This window comes from Pseudomonas sp. P4_D7 (assembly GCF_056401755.1).
In genome coordinates this window covers 1-18,530 of record NZ_JBFUIR010000052.1, presented here as the reverse complement: position 1 = coordinate 18,530, position 18,530 = coordinate 1, and the positions used below count along the sequence as shown (strand labels likewise).

Sequence of the window (18,530 nt, the reverse complement as noted above, 5' to 3'; positions counted from 1 at the left end):
CCGTGCGCTGGCTCAGGATTGCCATAAGCTTCACCGTCACGTTGCTGACCTTGCTCTGCATGCTCCCGGCCCAGGCCGCGCAAGGCAGTGGCTGGTCGGTATTGCTTGACGATCAGGGCAATCTGCAACTGAGCGATATCCGCTCCGCTCGCTACACCAATCAATTCAGCCCCATCGACCTCGACCGCCTCACTGCGGCCGAGCCCGATGGCGCCCTGTGGTTGCGCTTCAAACTGGCGCCGGGCAAGCACGAACAAGTGCTGCGCATCTTTGCCCCCGACCTGTCACAGCTCAATCTCTACGTACTCGACGGTGACAAGCTGATCGAGCAACGCAACACCGGCACCGACCAGCCACAGGCCGAAAGGCCGTTGCCGAGCAGCGACTTCATGCTGCCGTTGCCACAGACCGACAAACCGCTCGATGTTTATCTGCGCCTGGTCTCCGATCACCAGTTGCGCCCGCACGTCACCCTGCAATCGGCGGTGATGAGCGCGGCCAACCACAATCAGACGCTGATCTTCGGCTTGCTGTTCGGCTGTCTCGCCATGCTGCTGTTGCACAACCTTGTGCGCTACGCCTACTCCCGCTCGCGCAGCAGCCTGTGGCTGGCGGTCTGCGAGGGCCTGCTGGGCCTCAGTCTGTTGCTGCTGCTCAACCTCGCCGGCCCTTGGCTGCCGAACTGGCACGCGGTGCAGACCCCGGGCGCCTATCTGGCATTGCTGCTGACCGCTCCAGCAGGGTTGATGTTCGCCTATCGCTTCTTCGCGCCGCTCGGCCCGCACCCGCTGAACAAACTGTTGATTGGCGACATCCTGTTTATCGTCACCTGCAGTCTGTTGCTGCTGTTCGTCAACACCCTGCCGCTGAACATCATCACCTATGCCCTGGTGGCCCTGGCCGGCCTGAGCATGTTGTTTGTCGCCTTCTATCACTGGCAGAAGGGTTACCGCCCGGCGCGCCTGTTCGTCGCCGCAATGGTGGTGTTCAACATCGGCACCTTGATCATTCTTCCCGCGTTGCTGGGGCTGACACTGGTCTCGCCGCAGGGTCTGATCATGACCCTGATGGCATTCATCTGTATCAGCGGGCTGCTGATGAGCATCGCCCTCGGCGAGCGTCAGCGCAGCATCACCGAAAGTCGTTTCAGCGTCAGCCGCGACCTCGCCGCGAGCAATGCCGAGATCAACGCCAAAGCCGAGTTCCTTGCCAAGATCAGCCACGAAATCCGCACGCCGATGAACGGCGTGCTGGGCATGACCGAACTGCTGCTGGGCACGCCACTGTCGGTCAAGCAACGCGACTACGTGCAGACCATTCACAGCGCCGGCAACGAATTGCTGACGTTGATCAACGAGATTCTCGACATCTCCAAGCTCGAGTCCGGGCAGATCGAACTGGACGATGTGCAGTTCGACCTCAATGCCTTGATCGACGACTGTCTGAGTATCTATCGAGCCAAGGCCGAACAGCAGAACGTCGAACTGATCAGCTTTATCCAGCCGCAAGTACCGCGGGTGATCAGTGGCGACCCGACCCGCCTGCGCCAGACTCTGCTGAGCCTGCTGGAAAACGCCCTGAAGAAAACCGATGAAGGTGAAGTGCTGATCGTCGTCGCCCTCGACGAGCGCAGCAACAAACCGCGTCTGCGCATCGCCGTGCAGGACAGCGGTGAACCGATGGAGCAGGAAGAACGCGACGCACTGATGCACGCCGAACTGCACAGCAAGCACTTCCTTTCGGCCAATCGTCTGGGTGGCAACCTGGGGCTGGTGATCGCGCGACAACTGATCCGCTTGATGCATGGCGAGTTCGGCATCAAGAGCGGCGCCAATCAGGGCAGCACGTTATGGCTGACTTTGCCGCTGGACCCCGACCGCCTCGAACACCCGACCTCCGATCTCGACAGTCCGCTGCAGGGCGCGCGGGTCCTGGTGGTCGACGACAACGACACCTGCCGCAAAGTGCTGGTCCAGCAATGCAGTGCGTGGGGGCTGAATGTCAGCGCCGTACCTTCAGGCAAGGAAGCGTTGGCTCTCCTGCGGACCAAGGCGCACCTGCGTGATTACTTTGATGTGGTGTTGCTCGATCAGAACATGCCCGGCATGACCGGCATGCAGCTCGCGGCCAAGATCAAGGAAGACCCGAGTCTGAACCACGACATCCTGCTGATCATGCTCACCGGCATCAGCAATGCACCGAGCAAGATCATCGCGCGCAACTCGGGGATCAAACGCATCCTCGCCAAACCGGTGGCCGGCTACACCCTCAAGACCACCCTGGCCGACGAGCTCAACCAGCGCAACAAAGGTCAGGTGGTGTTCCAGCCGCAAGTGGTCACCCCGGCCACGGCGGCGAAAGTGCCGAGCGATTTCCGCATCCTCGTCGCCGAAGACAACACGATTTCGACCAAAGTGATTCGCGGCATGCTCGGCAAGCTCAACCTGCAACCGGACACCGCCGCCAACGGCGAAGAAGCCCTGCAAGCGATGAAAGCCCAGCGTTACGATCTGGTGCTGATGGACTGCGAAATGCCGATCCTCGATGGCTTCTCGGCGACCCAGCAATTGCGCGCCTGGGAAGTCAGCAATCAACGCATTCGCACGCCGATCGTGGCGTTGACGGCGCATATTCTCGCCGAACACAAGGAGCGCGCGCGTCAGGCCGGGATGGATGGGCACATGTCCAAGCCGGTCGAGTTGTCACAATTGCGCGAGCTGATCGAGCACTGGGTAGCCGAGCGTGATCAGCAGAACCGTGCCACGACGCCCACCTCCTGAGCCGACAGACCCCGTAGCGCCTGATAGACTCCCCCACGACTTCCCTCGCCAGTGAGCTTGCACCATGCTCCATGTGTTGTTCAGCGTTTACCTGAAGATGCTGGTGCTCTACAGCCCGTTCTTCGTGCTGTCGTGTTTTATCAGCCTGACCCGCGGTTATTCGCGCAAGGAACAACGGCGGCTGGCCTGGAAAGTCGCCGTGGCCACGCTGGTCTCCAGCATCTTGCTGTATCTGTTCGGGCGGGTGATTTTCGATGTGTTCGGCATCACCGTGGATGCCTTTCGCATCGGCGCCGGCAGTGTGCTGTTCATTTCGGCACTGGGGATGGCGCAGGGCAAACCGGCGGTACAGGCCGACAATGTGCAGCAGGACGTCACCATCGTGCCGCTGACCATCCCGCTGACGGTCGGCCCGGGCACCATCGGTGCCTTGCTGGTAATGGGCGTCAGCCAGCCGCACTGGGACGACAAACTCACCGCGATCATGAGTATTGCCCTGGCCAGTTTCACCGTCGGCGTGGTGCTGTATCTGTCGAATCGTATCGAGCGGATTCTGGGCGATCAGGGCTTGCAGATCGTCAGTCGTTTGATGGGATTGTTTGTTTGCGCCTTGGCGGCGCAGATCATTTTTACAGGGGTCAAAGGCTATTTGGTGCCCTGAACAAGCGCATCGAATACGTCCGTACACTTCTTGCAAAGGGCCGTGAATTTACTCTTCACGGCCCTTTTACTTTCTACATCGGTCGTTGACTCAAAGCGCTGCCTCGATCAGCTCGTTCAGACTGACCACGGCATTAGCGCCTTGTACCTGCGCAAAACGCTGCAACCAATCAGCGAGAGTAAACGTGCAGTGGACCCGCTCATCGAGCCGGACTGTTATTTCCATTGGCGTGTTTTCCTCGCCGCCCTGCGGCTCGACATTGCGCACAATCAGCGTGCTTGCACTGTCCGGGTCGGCAATCACCAGATGCCCTTCAACCCGCGACATCAAAAGGCGCGCGCAGTCAGCCATGTCGAGGAACAGCAGGTTCGTGCCCGGACCATCGTCGTCCGCTGCCAGCCGCGTATCGACCACGATGCAGTCCAGACGCTGCCAGGTTTCGTCGGTGATGCGATACCCGGTCTCCCGGGAACCGAAGGCCAGAATCAGTGTGTCGATGCCATCGGGCAATAATGCGCAGATATCGGTCACCTCATCGCTCAAGGACAGGGACAACACCTCGCCTTCGCGGTGCGCGTGGCAGCCCGGAATCCAGACAGGATCAGGATCGACCGGGCCTGTGCTGAAGACAAGTCCGTCAACTGCGTCGAATAGCAGCGCAGCGGTGTTTTGGCGCGTGCCAAGAAACGTCGGCCACTGTCGCGCATGGCGCCCGGCGACCTCAAACAAGCGATCCGTTGCAGGCAGGTAATATGTGTAGCGCGTGCCGGTATGTTCGACCGGCACGACCTGCGCGTGGACCTGCCCCGCGAGCAGTGCTTTCAAGCGCGTACGCCACTGCTCGGCCGTCTGCCCCTGCACGTGCGACCAGCGATTTTCCACGCTGATGATCCGCGCTGGCTGCTGATCGTGCAGCTCGACATTGACCCCGTCGCGGGTTTGCCCGAGCAGACCTTGTCCATGCCTCAGCACGTGAACAAATGACCATTGCGGCCAGACCTTTTCTGCCATGGGCAACTGCCCGGGGCTCACGCGCTGCGGCCCAGCAGCAAACGCGACGCGCAATGCCTCGATGGCAATCGTCGGCTGGCGATAAAGCCGCCCGGTCGAACCCTCCAGCAACCATGCGGCCTGTTTGTCCGGCGTCAGTCCCAACGGCGTCAACTGCACTTCAGGATCGATGTTCGACACGACGAATTGCTCCTCGATGCACCACGCCGGCAGAAATGCATGACCCGCCCCATTGCCCAATCCGATGAGCGGAAAAGGTTCGGCTTTGTAGACTTTTGCCAGCGCCGGCAAGGCGTCCAGCCAGTCGGCGTTGAGCTGTAGCCAGCGCTGGCCGAGGCCGGCAAATTTCAGAATGTTCGGCGTGGGAATGCCGTCCGTCCACTGCTCATCTTTGAGGCTGGTGTCGACCTCGAAGAGGCGGCCGTCGGCCTTGGTGGCAATGTAGCTTCCGTACGTTTGGGTGACGTCGACAATATCGCGCTCGATGACCCGATTGATGAATTGCCCCACCCTCGGCTCCACCCCTTGACTGATGGTCTGCGCTTGCTTGCTGTAGAACAGCAGCGCACCGCTCTGCGGATCGGCCGGCATCAACATGACCATGTCCGCCTCACTGCCCAACCCCGCCGAAAAATAGTGGCCCGTGCGTTTGTTGACCCAGGCACGCCGGCGCAATCCTTCGAAGTAGTAGGTGCGCGCGTAAACGAACGCTGCATATACCCAGGTGCTGATGGCATTGGCCATGCCCGGGGTTTCATCGTTATACGCGCCGAAGGTCGTGAAGTGATGCAAGTCGCCCTGCCCGGGACGCGCGGTGGGTTCCTCGATAAACGATGACTTGATGCCCGTCAGGACCACGGCCGCATCGCTGAGGCGATACTCCAGTGTGGTTTCGGTTTCAGTTATCCGGGCGTCGATCAGCAAGCGTTGCAACACTCGCAAACTGCCATCGGCGTCCTGGACACAACCCATGATGTGCGACCCGCTCGCGGGGTTCATCAAGCGGTAGCGATGCACAACCGTGCCGGTGATCGCGTCGACACGCCAGACCGTCGCCCGTTGCGGATGGTAGAACCAGGCATGGCGGGCACTGGCGCCGCCCAACAGCAGCCTCTCGTTCACCGCGCTCGGCAGATTGCGCGCGTACAACAGACGATCACTGGTCGCGTCATACCAGGCGGTGGTCACCACCATGGCGGCGGGCATGGGGAATTTGTACAGCGCCACAGCATTTGCGACCAATTGGCCTTCGCGGGCGTGCTGGCGCAGCATCGCCAGTATTTGCGGCAGGCGGCTTTGCTCATCAAGGGTGACCGACTGCAAGCGAAGGCAGCGCTCCCACCCATCGACCCGGAACAGGCCCTCGGCCAGTTCGATCAAGCCATCGAAAACCGACAGCACCGTGCCATCAACCATCAGTTGGACTTCATCATCATTTTCCCGATTCGGGACGGCAAATCTGACCTGTTCCAGGCAAGCCCAGGTCGCCTGCACGATCCACTTGGCAGGGCCATTAAATCTGACCGAGACGATGCCGGGTGCAAGCCTGATCCGGTATTGCCCCTCGGGTGCGCTGATTGCGTAGGAAATCCTGTTGTGCACCAGCGCTTCCAGGGTCGGCACCACCAACTGGCGTACCTGACTGTCCAGCACCACGCTGATGTCTGTCGGTTGATAGACCGGATGCAGCTTGTACAGAATGTGCGGCAGCGACGGGTTGCTGGTGAGATAAAAGCGCCGGTTTCCGTGTTGGTCATACTCCAGCGTGTCCGCCATGCGATCCGTCACTTGCGGGTAGCGGGTTTCAGCAGGGATGTCGCCAGCGTCCCCGACCTCGCCGGGAAGGGGGTCGTAGGTGTACCCGCCCAGCCCCTTCAACTGATACTCGTAACCGTAATGGCAGATCGGCGTGCACGGCAGCACCAGCGTCTCGAGCCTGTCGGTTTCGTCGCGGTAAAGATGAACGACCTCGGGCAGCCCCAGTGCCTGGCGGATATCGAGGGACAGGTGAATAGCCTGCGGGTCATCGTTGTACTGCGGCAGTTCCAGTAGCCCGCCCGTCCAGGGGTAAAACTTCTGGCTGTCGAAGCGCACGTCATTGGTTTGCAGGTTCAGACTGACGATGACCGCTTCTGCGGGAAATTGCAGCACGCCATCCTTCAAGGTGTAGGCACCGCGCCGGTAAGCATGACCGATCGCCCGCAGATGATTGCCCACCGCCGTCGCCTTGTCCCTGATCTGTCCCAGGTTGCTGGCAATCGCCGTCACCCCAATGCCGACACCCAGCAGCGGCACCGAGAGAACGGCCGCTGCCGTGCCCACCGCCCCGCCAGCCGCCAAAGCAACAACATCCAGCCCCAATGCCGCAACGTTGAATACCAGTGAGGTGGAGAACCGCGAGCGTTGCTCGTGGTTCTCGGCCACCGACAGGTTGTGGAGATCGAAGCCGATGTTGGCGAGCGAAAATACCAATCCGCCTGCCGTGGTGGCACGCCCCAGCAGACGCCCGGACAACGACGACTGACCAAGCGCCAATGCCCGTTCGCTGGCCGCCACCTGACGCACCAGATTGATCGTCTGGGCCGTGTCGCTCAATACGCCGAAACCCAACTGCGCATAGTTGAAATAGACCTGCACTTGCAGGGCTATCGACAAAACCGGCGCCCGCTCGCCATCAGCCTGATAGTCACGATGGCGCATTTCAGTGACCAACGCCTGGATCGCGAAGGCGAAACTCAGACGACTGCCGCCGTCGGCTTCGACCGCGGTACTCGGCTTGCCCGTCAATGCGACAACCAAACGTTGAAGGTGTTTTTTAAGCCTGTCGAACCGCGCATCGGCGGTGCCGACCGTCAGTGATCTGGCCGGGTTTTGCACATCCACCAGCGTCAGCGAATAACCCGCGTCCGGGTTTGCCTTGAGCGTTTCCAGCAGCGGCAGATAGTCGCGACCCAATGTGTGTTCAGCGCGCAATTGCCGGGTCGCCTGATCAAACTCCTGCGCCCAGTAACGCGCGTCCAACTGCGCGAGGCTAGCCCCCAGCCGCGCGTTTTCACTGAGTGAGCGCGTGCGTGCGACAGCTTGCCTGGCCCAGACCGAAACCGCCTGAGGGTCGGCGATCGCTGCGGTTTGCAAAAAACTCTCGACGCGCAACCCGGACGACAATGTCCGCTCGGCGAGCGCTACGGTGTCCAGTTCGATTACATCGAACTGCGCAGTGCCGATGTCAGTCAGGCCGTACAACTTCGCCAAAGTGTTGCCGTCGTCACTTAAATAGCGTGCCACGCCCTGCTTCATTTCTGCGCTTGCGGCAAATCCATAAATCGCAAAATTGGGATCATAAAAGCGATAGAACGTTTGCTCATCCACTTGCACTTTGGCCACCAGCAAAGCGTGATTGCCTGTATCGAGCAGCAGGACGCCGGGGGCGGTTTTCGCTTCCAGTGTCTGCATCACGCTGTCGAGGTTTTGCCGGCCACGAGCCTGTCCGATCGCACGCCCGGAGACCTCGCCCAGCTCATCCAGCGCACTGAGCAACGCCCGCGAATCTACGTCTTGCGGCCTCAGGCTGGCATTGGCCACACGTCCGATCAGTGCACGCTCGGCCAACCCGCCAGCACCCACGGCGGCGGCCATCAACAACGCCAGCGGATAGCAACGGCGTCCCGGGTCGCCCGTGCTGCGCCTCAACAAATCCTGCGGCAGCTGCCTGACGGACACGGCGCCGGACTGGAACAACGCCTCCCGCACCTGGCCACCCCGCTTGAAAATGTGCCTGTGGTATTCACGCTGTGCCGTGCGATTGATCTGTCCGATGCGCTCGCCCCACTGTTTCAGCGTCAGCGGTTCGCTCATCGCCAACGCCTTGAGTTCGCGCGCCGTGTGCGTGCCGTGGATGCTCGCGCCGGCAAGCCCCGCCTCGAAGTTCGGCGCCGCCTGCTGAATCAGGGTCTTTTCGATCGCGTGGTAACGGGCGAACAAACCGCCCTCAGCGGTTTCCCGAGCGATGTCCATAACGCTCTGCCAGACCGGGGCAAACCCGGCGGCATCCAGACTGTTTGCCCCCAACATCCCGCCGAGGATGACGCGTTGCAACGGGCTGAGTTGCTCAACCGCCAGCGAGCCATGGGCAACGAGGGTGAACAACTCATTGAGATTGCGGGTAGGCTCCGCGCCATGGGAAAGCGGAATCTCACGGACTGTTTGCGCGCGAATCTGCTCACGGCTGTCGAAACCGATGGAGATCGCTGAATTGAACGTCATGTCGCCGCTCAACTTCTCCTGCATCGCGCGCAGGAAGGGCTCGCCCAGATCGTCCATCAGTGGCTGCAATACCGAGGTCAACATCACCGGTTGGCCTTCGATGACCGGCCAGCCCTGCTTGAAGGTTAGCGTGTGCGCTTTCAGCAGATCCGCCAGTTGGCCGACGTAGCGCGATTTCAGTTTGCCGTTCTGCCACTTTTCCCGCTCTTCGAGCAACCATTGCTCGGCCTTACCGTCGACGGTCCAGCCGGAGATCATCTCCTCCTCGGTGTGGGTGTTGTAGCCTTCGAGCAACTTCAGGCGCTCACGGATCTGCACATGTCGATCGGGTTGCAGGTGCTGCTCTATGTATTTGAGCAGCGCGGCCGCGGCGGCCCCCGGGCCGGTCAGGGTGATGGTGCCGCGGGCTTCAAGGCGAATGCCATCGCGGTAATAGGTAAAAATCGCGTCGATCAATCTGGAGCGGAACACCTCGCCTTGCGCTTCAGGCAGTTTGCCCTGCGCCTGAGCTTCGTTGACCACATTCTCGACCACATCAAACATCCGTGCCTGATCCGTCGCGTCGATGCCGGCGAGCGCCGCACGCCGCTCCACTTCCAGCAGACAGTCATAATTGAGGCGGATCATCTGCATGTACGCCAGGGTCATGGCACTGCCGGGATGGGCCAGCATGTGCGCATTCATTTCCGCCCAGTCCGGCAAGCCATAGGCCGTGCCCAAACGCATCGCGTCCTGCGGCACCGCGTGATCTTGCGGTGCGACAAAGATCTCGCTTAGCGGGTGTTGCTCACGGGCAAACGCCGTCAATGCCTCGAGGTGTTCGGGCGGGATTTTGTCAGTGCGGTCGAGATACCGCTGGCGGTCGCGTCCCGGCATCAACGCTTCATTGTGGTTCAACAGCAACTGCAAAACGCCGATTCGGCCTTCTTCGCCGACGCTGAGAATATCGACGCCGGCCAGCGTGTCCGCCAGTGGCGGCAAGTAATCCATGTCACTGTAACGGCCACCTTCGAGGTATTCGGCCTGCAGGCGCACGACATCGCTCGCTGCGGCAAAATTGCCGCGCATGGCCACCTCGCGCTGATAGACATCCTGCAAAAAGTGCCCGGCAAATTCGTCGCCGACATCGCGCAATTGCAGGTCCGCTCCGAGCATCGCCTGATGCGTCTGCAGGCAGCGCTGGCGAAAGGCTTCGAGCGTCGCCCGATCCTTGCCGTAGGCACGCACCATCAAGTCGATACGCGCTTCGTCGGCTCGCCCCCGCCACTGGGCTTGCTGAAGGTGGGCGAACATCTGCTGCTTCAACACCCGCGCACGGTCTTCGATCATCTGCGACAACTGAAAAGCCTTGCTGACCTTGTCACCGCCCGACTCCAGCGCATCCACTCTGGCGCTGTCGAGGATCACCCGGTTCATTTTAAAGGCCAGCAACGCATCACTGTCGTACCAGAGGTTGAAGCGGTAACCCTGCGGCTCCAGCACCTGGCGCCAGATGTTCATGTAGTCGCGCTGATTGGCCCCGACTTCACTGCCGCCCACCCAGACAAAGTGCATGATTTTCGCCACGGGCCTGGCCACGCCATGGAGCATGGCGTGTGTGTCCTCCAGCCTGGCGACAGACTTGACCAGATCCGATCTGATCTGGCTGATGGCTTCGGAAACGGGCTGAGTCCTGCGTTGGAGCAACGACTCCAGCGCCTGCTGAAACAGCTTGATCAACAGCAGTCTCTGCGGGTCATCAGCGGCTTGTCTGGCCAGTTCATAGTGCGACAACAACGCCTTGTATTCAGCGCTGCCGGCAAACTCGCTCAGCGCCCGCTGCAGTTGCGAGAAGTCTTTGACGGAAAGGATTTCGTACGGCTTGTTGGTTTTCATCGTGGCACTTCTTCCATAACGGCTTCGTTCGCCACGAAACTATTGAACTGGAGTACCACGCTCAAACCCGAACAAACTCAAACGATGTCCAGTGAAACAGCCAATAACACTCGGGGTTTGTGCTTGAACCATGTGGCAATGAATTGCCTGGTTTCTTACCGGCGCACAAACGCACAAGGCCGCCAATCCAGAAGATTGGCGGCCTTGTGTTCGAGCGGGATGATTCAATCCGAAGCGTTAACCGGATATCACGTCTCACGCAGTTGCTTACAACTGCGCTGGACGCTCAACACGACTTTCTCACGCCCCGGGTTTTTCACCGTACCAGCGCGGGGTGTAAACCCAGACGCCGCCGTCGCCGCGCGGGAAGGTGCAGGTGGTCGAAGAACCAATCAACACCATGGTGCGCATATCCACTTGCTCGGGGGTTAAGGCGCCGAGTGTCGTGGTGCGCAGGGTCTGGCCCGGACGGCCGATGTCGCGGCCCAACACCACGGGTGTTTGCGTCGTGCGATGCTGCGCGACAATCTCCAGCGCCCGGCCCAGTTGCCACGGACGCGCCCGGGAGATCGGGTTGTAGAACGCCAACGCCAGATCCGCTTCAGCGGCCAGATCCAGACGTTTTTCGATGATCGACCAAGGCTTGAGATTGTCCGACAGCGACATCACGCAGAAGTCATGGCCCAGTGGCGCACCGGCCTGTGCTGCGGTGGCCAGCGAAGCGGAAACACCCGGGAGAATTTCCAGATCGACGCTGTGCCACGCCGGGTCCGTCGACTCGTGCAAGGCTTCGAGCACCGCCGCCGCCATGGCGAACACGCCGGGATCACCCGATGACACAACAATCACCGAGCGCCCCTCGGCGGCCAGCCTGAAGGCGTGACGGGCGCGCTGCATCTCTTCGCGGTTGTCGGTGCAGTGCTGCACTTGATCGTCGCGAAACGGCCCGGCCATGCGTACGTAGGTTTCGTAGCCGAGCACATCAGTGGCGCGGGCCAGTTCGGCCTTCACCGCTGGCACCATCAGTTCGGCAGCGCCGGGGCCGAGGCCGATCACGGCGAGACGGCCGCGTGGCCGGCCAATGCTGGAAACATCCAACGGCTGTTCGGCGACCGCGATTGCCATGCCGTGGCTGACCACAACTTTAGCCTCAGGCACTGCGGCACGTGCCAGAGTTTCGATGTCGCTTTGCGCCGCAACGAAGCGCAGCGGCACACCCAGCTCAAGCGCCGCTTCCCGCAAAAGTGGCGAAGCCATTTGCGTCTCGCTGGCCAACAGACAGGCCAGCGACTGCACGGCGATTTGCGCCTGCTGCAACGCGCGGCGAACGGCATTCGCCAGGTCAGCTGTTTCGGCACTCACCGCCAGCGCCACGCTGCGAGGATAGATCAGTAACTCACTGGCACTCGCCTCACGCGCGGCACTGCCGACATGAATCGAACGCTGCGCCTGTGGATCTTCCGGCAATTGCGCATGATCCAGCCAAGGCGCCGCGCCTTCGATGCGCACGCTGTGACCGGCCAACAGGTCGGAGACAAAACGCTTGCCCAGTTCCAGATCGCCCAGGGCATAACCGCTCGGAGGGTTGAGCAGGCACGTGCCAAAACGCAACTCGCCGCTGGTGGTGATCGCGGCTGCGACTTGCAGCCCGGCAGCGATGTCGCGCGCCATGACATTCACCCCGCCGAGGCCACCCAACAGCGGCACCACGGCGCTGCCGTCTTCGGCCACGGCGAGTACCGCAGGCTCGGCGCCCTTTTCCAGCAACAGCGGCGCCAGCGTACGGATGACGATGCCGGCCGCGCACAGGGCAATGATCGGCGTGTCTTGCTGATACAGCGCGCGCAGGGTCGTGCCGAACTCCTGATAGGTGCAATCGGCGCCTTCGACGCGCCCGGCGAGGCCGTGGATCTGCGCTGCCGGATAGACCTGCTGAATGCGCCGCGCGGTGGCCAGGCTACCCTGACCGAGAATGACGATGGCTGGCGTGGATTGAGTCATCAGCCTTGCCACCGTTCGCCCGGCACGATGATCAGCGAGAAGTACGGCGACGACATCGGCTCGACCTGATCCATCGGCACGATTTTCTGATTGGCCATGGTCGCGCGCTCGACGTACAGCGCGCGTTCGGCCAGACCGAGTTCTTCGAGGACCTGACGCACTTTGGGGAAATTGCGCCCCAGCTTCATGATCACCGCCGCGTCGGCATCGGCCAGACGCCGCTTCAACTCTTCATGGGGCAACACGCCCGAGAGCACCGACAGGCTCTGATTACGATACACCAGCGGCGCGCCGAGCACCGAAGCGCCGCCCAGCATCGAGCACACGCCCGGCACCACTTGGGCTTCATAACGAGTGGCGAGGCGATCGTGCAGGTACATGTAGGAGCCGTAGAAGAACGGATCACCTTCACAAATCACCGCCACATCGCGACCGGCATCCAGGTGTGCGGCGAGCGTCTCGGCGGCTTCGTCGTAGAAATCGCTGATGACCTGCTCATAGGACAGCGGCGCCGGCAGCGCTTCGGTGGTCACCGGATAGACCAACGGCAACAGGTTCTGCGCCTGTTGCAGATGCGCTTCGATGATGCCGAACGCGTTGCCCTTTTTGCCCTTGGCGACGAAGTACGCCACTACCGGCGATTCGCGCAGCAGGCGCAGGGCCTTGACGGTAATCAGCTCCGGATCCCCCGGGCCGACGCCCAGGCCAAGCAAACGTCCTTTCGCCTGCATCATTCGATCTCCGTGGCGAGGGCGTTAACGGCGGCGGCGGCCATGGCGCTGCCACCAAGGCGGCCTTGCATGATCACGAACGGCACGCCACGGCTGTCGGCGGCCAGGGCGGCTTTCGATTCGGCGGCACCGACGAAGCCGACCGGGAAGCCGAGGATCAGCGCCGGTTTCGGTGCGCCGGCGTCAAGCATTTCCAGCAGATAAAACAGTGCGGTCGGCGCGTTGCCGATTACCACGACGCTGCCTTCCAGATGCGGACGCCACAGCTCCAGTGCGGCGGCGGAACGGGTGTTGCCCAGCTCGCGCGCCAGCTCCGGCACGCTCTCGTTACGCAAGGTGCAGATCACTTCGTTGTTGGCCGGTAGGCGCGCACGGGTCACACCTTCGGAGACCATCCGCGCATCGCAGAGGATCGGCGCACCGGCGGCGAGCGCATCGCGCCCGGCCTTGCCCGCACCTTCGGAGAACTGCAGACCGTCAATGGCCTCGACCATGCCGCAGGCGTGAATCACCCGCACCGCGAGTTTTTCCAGATCGGCCGGGATGCGCGCCAGATTGGCCTCGCGGCGAATGATCGCGAAGGAGTTGCGATAAATCTCCTGACCATCGCGGATGTAATCAAGCATCAAAGGGGCTCCGAGAGCGGGCGGCGAGCAGGGTCGCGGCCGCTTCAATAGTAAGGTTGCGTGCGTGCAGCGCGCCGAAACCCGGCTGCGTTGCATCGCGAAAATAGAGGTCGTAATGACCGGCACTGACGGCCAGCAACGTCGCCGGGGCACAGTGGGCGGCAGCGCAAGAACGCGTGCAGCCACTGAGGTGGACGTTGAGGGCCGAGGGCAGCAACGTCGCCAGATGGCGGGCGTCCTGCTTGGTGTCGGCCAGGCCTTTGCCGCAGCCACTGGCACCGGTGCAAGCGATCAGGCGTGAGAGGGGCTCGGTAGCGCGGGTCAACAGGTTCAGGTGCTCAAGGCCTTCCAGCACCTGAGCCGCATCACTTGCTTTGACGTCCGGCACCAGCAGGCTTTGCCAAGGCGTAAAACGCAGGCTGCCATTGCCGAACTGGCGGGCCAGTTGCGCAGCCCCGCGCAGCATCGCCGGATCGAGACGGCCCAGCGCCGGCACCGCACCGATATACACCTGACCCGCAGTGTTTTGCGGATGAACACCGATGTGCAGATCGTCCGCCTCGGCGGTGCGCTGCCAATCGCTGATCGGCTTGATCGGCAAACGTGCGCTCAGTTGTTGCAGAAACGCCGGCATCGGCAATTCATCGAGCAAATGACGCATGCGCGTCTGCTCGGGACGCGCCAACGCCAGGAACAACTCCAGCACCGCCACCACCAACGCATGGCCGTGCTCCAGCGCCACCGCGCCGACCGCGCGATCCGTCGGGCATCCGGCCAGGCCGAACGCCAGCCAGGTTTTGCCGTCACGCGCGAACGCCGATAACCACAGGTCATGGGGATGTTCGAGCATCGCCAGCGCTTCACCGCCATCCAGTTGCACAGCGAATTTGGCGCTCAGCTCGTGGAACTGTGGATGGCTTTGCAAGGTGTCGAGGATCTGCCCGGCGAGTCTGCGCGTGTCGATCTGCATCTGCCGATCAATGCCAGCAGCGGGGCTGAGCATCAGGTTGCGCACATCGTCACCGGCCGCCGTGCGCGGGCCGAGACCGGCGGCGAGCAAGCGTTCGATCAGTGCCGCAGATTGCTCACCGATCCCGCGAATCTGCAGATTGGCACGGTTGGTCGCCTCGATCGCCGCGCCGAACTGTTCGGCAGCATCGGCCACCGCGTCGGCCTGATCGGCGCTGATCGAACCGCCATTGAGCTTGATCCGGCAGATGCCGCCGTCCAGTGCCTGGACGATACGCAGCAACCCCGGGCAGGCCGAGGGGCGTAAGGCGGTGGACATCGGGCGTTCGTTCAAGGGGCTGACCGGCTGCGTGGGAAAGGCGCTTCGCGGGCGAAGGCGCGGTATTATGCCTGCTTTGTCCGCTGGCATGAAAAGACTGCCCGTCGGAACGGCGTGTTTAGAGGAATATAGATGTCACCCTGGCTGACGGTAGTGGGAATCGGTGAAGACGGCTTCAAGGGCTTGGGCAAAAACGCCCGGCGTGCCCTGCTGGGCGCCTCGCGGATCGTCGGAGGCCAGCGTCAACTGGATTTGCTGCCGGTGTGTATTCGCGGCGAACGCCAGTTGTGGCCGAGCCCGTTCTCCCTCGCACCGGTGCTGGAACAGCGTGGCGAAGCAGTTTGCGTATTGGCCAGCGGTGACCCGATGTTCTACGGCGTCGGTGCCAGCCTCGCCCGCCAGGTGCCAAGTGAAGAGATGCTGATCCTGCCCGCCCCGTCGTCCTGCGCGCTGGCCGCCGCCCGTCTCGGCTGGCCATTGCAGGAGGTGGTGACGCTGTCGCTGGTGGCCCGACCGCTGGCGGCGCTCAATGCGCAATTGTTCAGCGGCGTGCGCCTGTTGTTGCTGAGCAACGATGGCCAGAGCCCGGCGGCGGTCGCGCAATTGCTCGGCGAGCGCGGCTTCGGTTCGAGTCGCATGAGCGTGCTTGAGCATCTTGGCGGTGACGCCGAACGGCGCATCGACAGCACCGCCAATGCCTGGAATACCGCGTCCGTGGCCGACCTCAATGTCATCGCCATCGAATGTCTGGCCGACGCACAGGCCCCGCGCCTTTCGCGTCTCGCCGGACTGCCGGATTCGGCCTTCCAGCATGACGGCCAGTTGACCAAACGCGACGTGCGCGCCATCACCCTCGCCCGCCTCGCCCCGACCCCCGGCGAACTGCTCTGGGATGTCGGCGCCGGTAGCGGTTCGATCGGTATCGAGTGGATGCGTACGCACCCGAGCTGCCGCGCCTTGGCCATCGAAGCCGATGATGGTCGCCAGCAATTGATCGAGCACAACCGCGATGCACTGGGCGTGCCGGGCCTGCAACTGATTCGCGGCAAGGCACCGCAGGCACTCGCGGGACTGGAACGCCCGGACGCCATATTCATCGGCGGCGGCGTCACCCGTGAGGGCGTGTTCGAAACCTGCTGGGAACAGCTCAAACCCGGTGGCCGTCTGGTCGCCAACGCGGTGACGCTGCAAAGCGAAATGGCCCTGATGAACTGGCGCGAACGCTTCGGCGGCGAGCTGACGCGTATCCATGTCGCCCAAGCGCAGCCGCTCGGCGAGTTCGACACCTGGCGCCAGGCGCTGCCGATCACCCTGCTCGATCTGGTCAAACCCCTCGATGCGTGACGAAACCGCCGAACAAACCGCGCCCCTGCGCAGCGGCCTGACCACCGGCAGCTGCGCCACCGCGACCAGCCTGGCCGCCGCGCGCCTGTTGCTCAGCGGACTGGCGGCCGATGCGGTGCAGATTGTTTTGCCCAAAGGCAAACAAGTGCAGATGCGTCTGGAGTTCTGCCGCTTGACCGATGACGGCGCCGAGGCCGGCACGATCAAGGATGCTGGCGACGATCCCGACGTGACTCACGGCGCGTTGCTCTATTCGCGCGTGCGGCTGCTGAGTGAACCGGGGATTCGTTTCAATGCCGGCGCCGGCGTGGGCACCGTAACGCGGCCGGGACTGGTGCTGGGTGTCGGCGAGCCGGCAATCAACCCGGTGCCACGCAAGATGATCAGTGATCACCTGACAATGCTGGCCACCGAAACCGGTTATGCCGGCGGCTTCGACGTCACGGTCAACGTCGAGGGCGGCGAAGCGCTGGCGCTGAAAACCATGAATCCACGGCTGGGCATTCTTGGCGGTTTGTCGATCCTCGGCACCAGCGGCATCGTCCGGCCATTTTCCTGCGCGGCTTACATCGCCTCGATCCATCAAGGCATCGATGTGGCGAAAACCAATGGTTATCTGCACATCGCCGCGTGCACCGGCAATGCCAGCGAAGACACCATGCGCCGGGTCTACAACCTGCCGGAAATCGCCCTGATCGAAATGGGCGACTTCGTCGGCGCGGTGCTCAAGCATCTGCGCAAAGTGCCTGTGGATAAACTCAGCCTGTGCGGCGGCTTCGGCAAAATCAGCAAACTGGCGGCCGGACACATGGATCTGCACTCGCGGCATTCAAGTATCGATTTGCCGCAACTGGCTGAGTGGGCGGCGGCGATTGGCGCCGAAGAGGCGCTGCAGCAAAGCATTCGTGAGGCCAATACCAGCCAGCAGGCATTGGCCATGGCCAGTGCGGCGGGGATCGCCCTCGGTGATGAGATCTGCCGCCATGCGTTGAATTTCGCCCGCAGCGTGGTGCCGCCGCAGGTGCAGGTCGAGGTATTTGCGATTGATCGTCAGGGCGGCATTGTCGGGCATGCCGGAGGTTTTGCATGAAGCGGATTTTGCTGCTCGGCGGCGTCACTGAGGCACTGGCGATTGCCCGCACGCTTGGGCCAGAACATATCTACAGCCTCGCCGGTGTTGGCCGGGTGCCGACGGATCTGACCTGTCAGGTGCGCGTCGGTGGTTACGGTGGCGCTGAGGGTCTGGCGCAATTCATTCGTGACGAAGGCATCGAACTGTTGCTCGACGCCACGCATCCCTATGCCGCACAGATCAGCCAGAACGCCGCGACCGCCGCGCGACTGACCGACATCCCCTGCTGGGCGCTGCGCCGTCCGGCCTGGCAGCCGCAGCCCGGTGATGACTGGCGCGAAGTCAGCGACTGGGCCGAGTTGATCACTGCCCTCAAGCCGTTTCGCCGACCGCTGTTCACCCTCGGCCGCGAACCGCTGCAGCACCTCAATGAAATCCCTCAGGACCAGTTCTGGACTCTGCGCGCCCTCGACGTCTACCCGGGCAATGAACGCTGCGAAGTGATCGGTGCGCGTGGGCCGTTTCTGCTTGGGGATGAGCGCGCACTGTTCGAGCGGCGGCAGATCGATGTGTTGATCAGCAAGAACAGCGGCAGCACCGCCACCGAGCCGAAGCTGGAAGTGGCGCGCGAGCGTGGGCTGCCGGTGATTGTGTTGAAGCGACCGGGGTTGCCGGGGGTTGATCGGGAGTTTGCCTCGGTCGACGCAATCCTCATGGCCCTTGCGCCCCTTAACCTTATCTAAAAACAAGCGCAGTTCTCACGGACGCCTTCGCGGGCAAGTCGAATCGTCGCACCGCCGCTTCCACAAGGTTCGCGACGTACACAGACTACGTGTTCGCCACCGACCACTGTGGGAGCGAGCCTGCAGCGAGCCTGC

At 62.3% G+C, this 18,530-nt stretch carries 10 protein-coding genes; 5 read left to right on the top strand and 5 right to left on the bottom strand.

Translation table 11 applies throughout. The annotated features are described in order from the left end of the window. Nucleotides 1–2 precede the first annotated feature (2 nt). Entirely contained in the window at nt 3–2,780 is a 2,778-nt protein-coding gene (locus tag AC1DVF_RS24565) for a hybrid sensor histidine kinase/response regulator (RefSeq protein ID WP_099757885.1), read from the top strand. 64 nt (nt 2,781–2,844) lie between these two features. Then, nucleotides 2,845–3,441, top strand: a complete 597-nt coding sequence (locus AC1DVF_RS24560; RefSeq protein WP_194935523.1) for a MarC family protein — start codon at nt 2,845–2,847, stop codon at nt 3,439–3,441. Between the two features lie 90 nt (nt 3,442–3,531). On the opposite strand, the gene AC1DVF_RS24555 is transcribed toward AC1DVF_RS24560, so the two are convergent. From AC1DVF_RS24555 to cobG, 5 genes are all read right to left on the bottom strand, one after another. After that, entirely contained in the window at nt 3,532–10,590 is a 7,059-nt protein-coding gene (locus tag AC1DVF_RS24555; RefSeq protein WP_477783282.1) for a TcdA/TcdB catalytic glycosyltransferase domain-containing protein, read from the bottom strand. A gap of 300 nt (nt 10,591–10,890) precedes the next feature. Beyond that, entirely contained in the window at nt 10,891–12,591 is a 1,701-nt protein-coding gene (cobJ, locus tag AC1DVF_RS24550) for a precorrin-3B C(17)-methyltransferase (RefSeq protein WP_477783281.1), read from the bottom strand. Next, nucleotides 12,591–13,325 (bottom strand): precorrin-2 C(20)-methyltransferase, encoded by a 735-nt coding sequence (locus tag AC1DVF_RS24545; protein WP_371857758.1) that lies wholly within the window; start codon nt 13,323–13,325, stop codon nt 12,591–12,593. Before AC1DVF_RS24545 ends, cobJ begins: the two co-directional genes overlap by 1 nt. Then, nucleotides 13,322–13,948 (bottom strand): precorrin-8X methylmutase, encoded by a 627-nt coding sequence (locus AC1DVF_RS24540; protein ID WP_477783280.1) that lies wholly within the window; start codon nt 13,946–13,948, stop codon nt 13,322–13,324. Before AC1DVF_RS24540 ends, AC1DVF_RS24545 begins: the two co-directional genes overlap by 4 nt. After that, nucleotides 13,941–15,236, bottom strand: a complete 1,296-nt coding sequence (cobG, locus tag AC1DVF_RS24535; protein WP_477783279.1) for a precorrin-3B synthase — start codon at nt 15,234–15,236, stop codon at nt 13,941–13,943. Before cobG ends, AC1DVF_RS24540 begins: the two co-directional genes overlap by 8 nt. Nucleotides 15,237–15,368: 132 nt before the next feature. Here cobG and cbiE point away from each other — a divergent pair, with 132 nt between their 5' ends. The 3 genes from cbiE to AC1DVF_RS24520 are packed head-to-tail and all read left to right on the top strand — an operon-like array spanning nt 15,369 to nt 18,395. Further along, nucleotides 15,369–16,580 (top strand): precorrin-6y C5,15-methyltransferase (decarboxylating) subunit CbiE, encoded by a 1,212-nt coding sequence (cbiE, locus tag AC1DVF_RS24530; RefSeq protein ID WP_414925533.1) that lies wholly within the window; start codon nt 15,369–15,371, stop codon nt 16,578–16,580. Continuing rightward, nucleotides 16,573–17,670, top strand: coding sequence for a cobalt-precorrin-5B (C(1))-methyltransferase (locus tag AC1DVF_RS24525; RefSeq protein WP_477783278.1), 1,098 nt, complete (start codon nt 16,573–16,575; stop codon nt 17,668–17,670). The genes cbiE and AC1DVF_RS24525 overlap by 8 nt, the downstream gene beginning before the upstream one ends. After that, nucleotides 17,667–18,395, top strand: a complete 729-nt coding sequence (locus AC1DVF_RS24520) for a cobalt-precorrin-6A reductase (RefSeq protein ID WP_186620960.1) — start codon at nt 17,667–17,669, stop codon at nt 18,393–18,395. Before AC1DVF_RS24525 ends, AC1DVF_RS24520 begins: the two co-directional genes overlap by 4 nt. Nucleotides 18,396–18,530 lie beyond the last annotated feature (135 nt).

Bases quoted from the DNA above. Each gene is read 5' to 3' on its own strand.
- cobJ (WP_477783281.1), bottom strand. From the start codon at position 12,591: ATGACTCAATCCACGCCAGCCATCGTCATTCTCGGTCAGGGTAGCCTG.
- AC1DVF_RS24540 (WP_477783280.1), bottom strand. From the start codon at position 13,948: ATGCTTGATTACATCCGCGATGGTCAGGAGATTTATCGCAACTCCTTC.
- cbiE (WP_414925533.1), top strand. From the start codon at position 15,369: ATGTCACCCTGGCTGACGGTAGTGGGAATCGGTGAAGACGGCTTCAAG.
- AC1DVF_RS24525 (WP_477783278.1), top strand. From the start codon at position 16,573: ATGCGTGACGAAACCGCCGAACAAACCGCGCCCCTGCGCAGCGGCCTG.
- cobG (WP_477783279.1), bottom strand. From the start codon at position 15,236: ATGTCCACCGCCTTACGCCCCTCGGCCTGCCCGGGGTTGCTGCGTATC.
- AC1DVF_RS24545 (WP_371857758.1), bottom strand. From the start codon at position 13,325: ATGATGCAGGCGAAAGGACGTTTGCTTGGCCTGGGCGTCGGCCCGGGG.
- AC1DVF_RS24520 (WP_186620960.1), top strand. From the start codon at position 17,667: ATGAAGCGGATTTTGCTGCTCGGCGGCGTCACTGAGGCACTGGCGATT.
- AC1DVF_RS24560 (WP_194935523.1), top strand. From the start codon at position 2,845: ATGCTCCATGTGTTGTTCAGCGTTTACCTGAAGATGCTGGTGCTCTAC.
- AC1DVF_RS24555 (WP_477783282.1), bottom strand. From the start codon at position 10,590: ATGAAAACCAACAAGCCGTACGAAATCCTTTCCGTCAAAGACTTCTCG.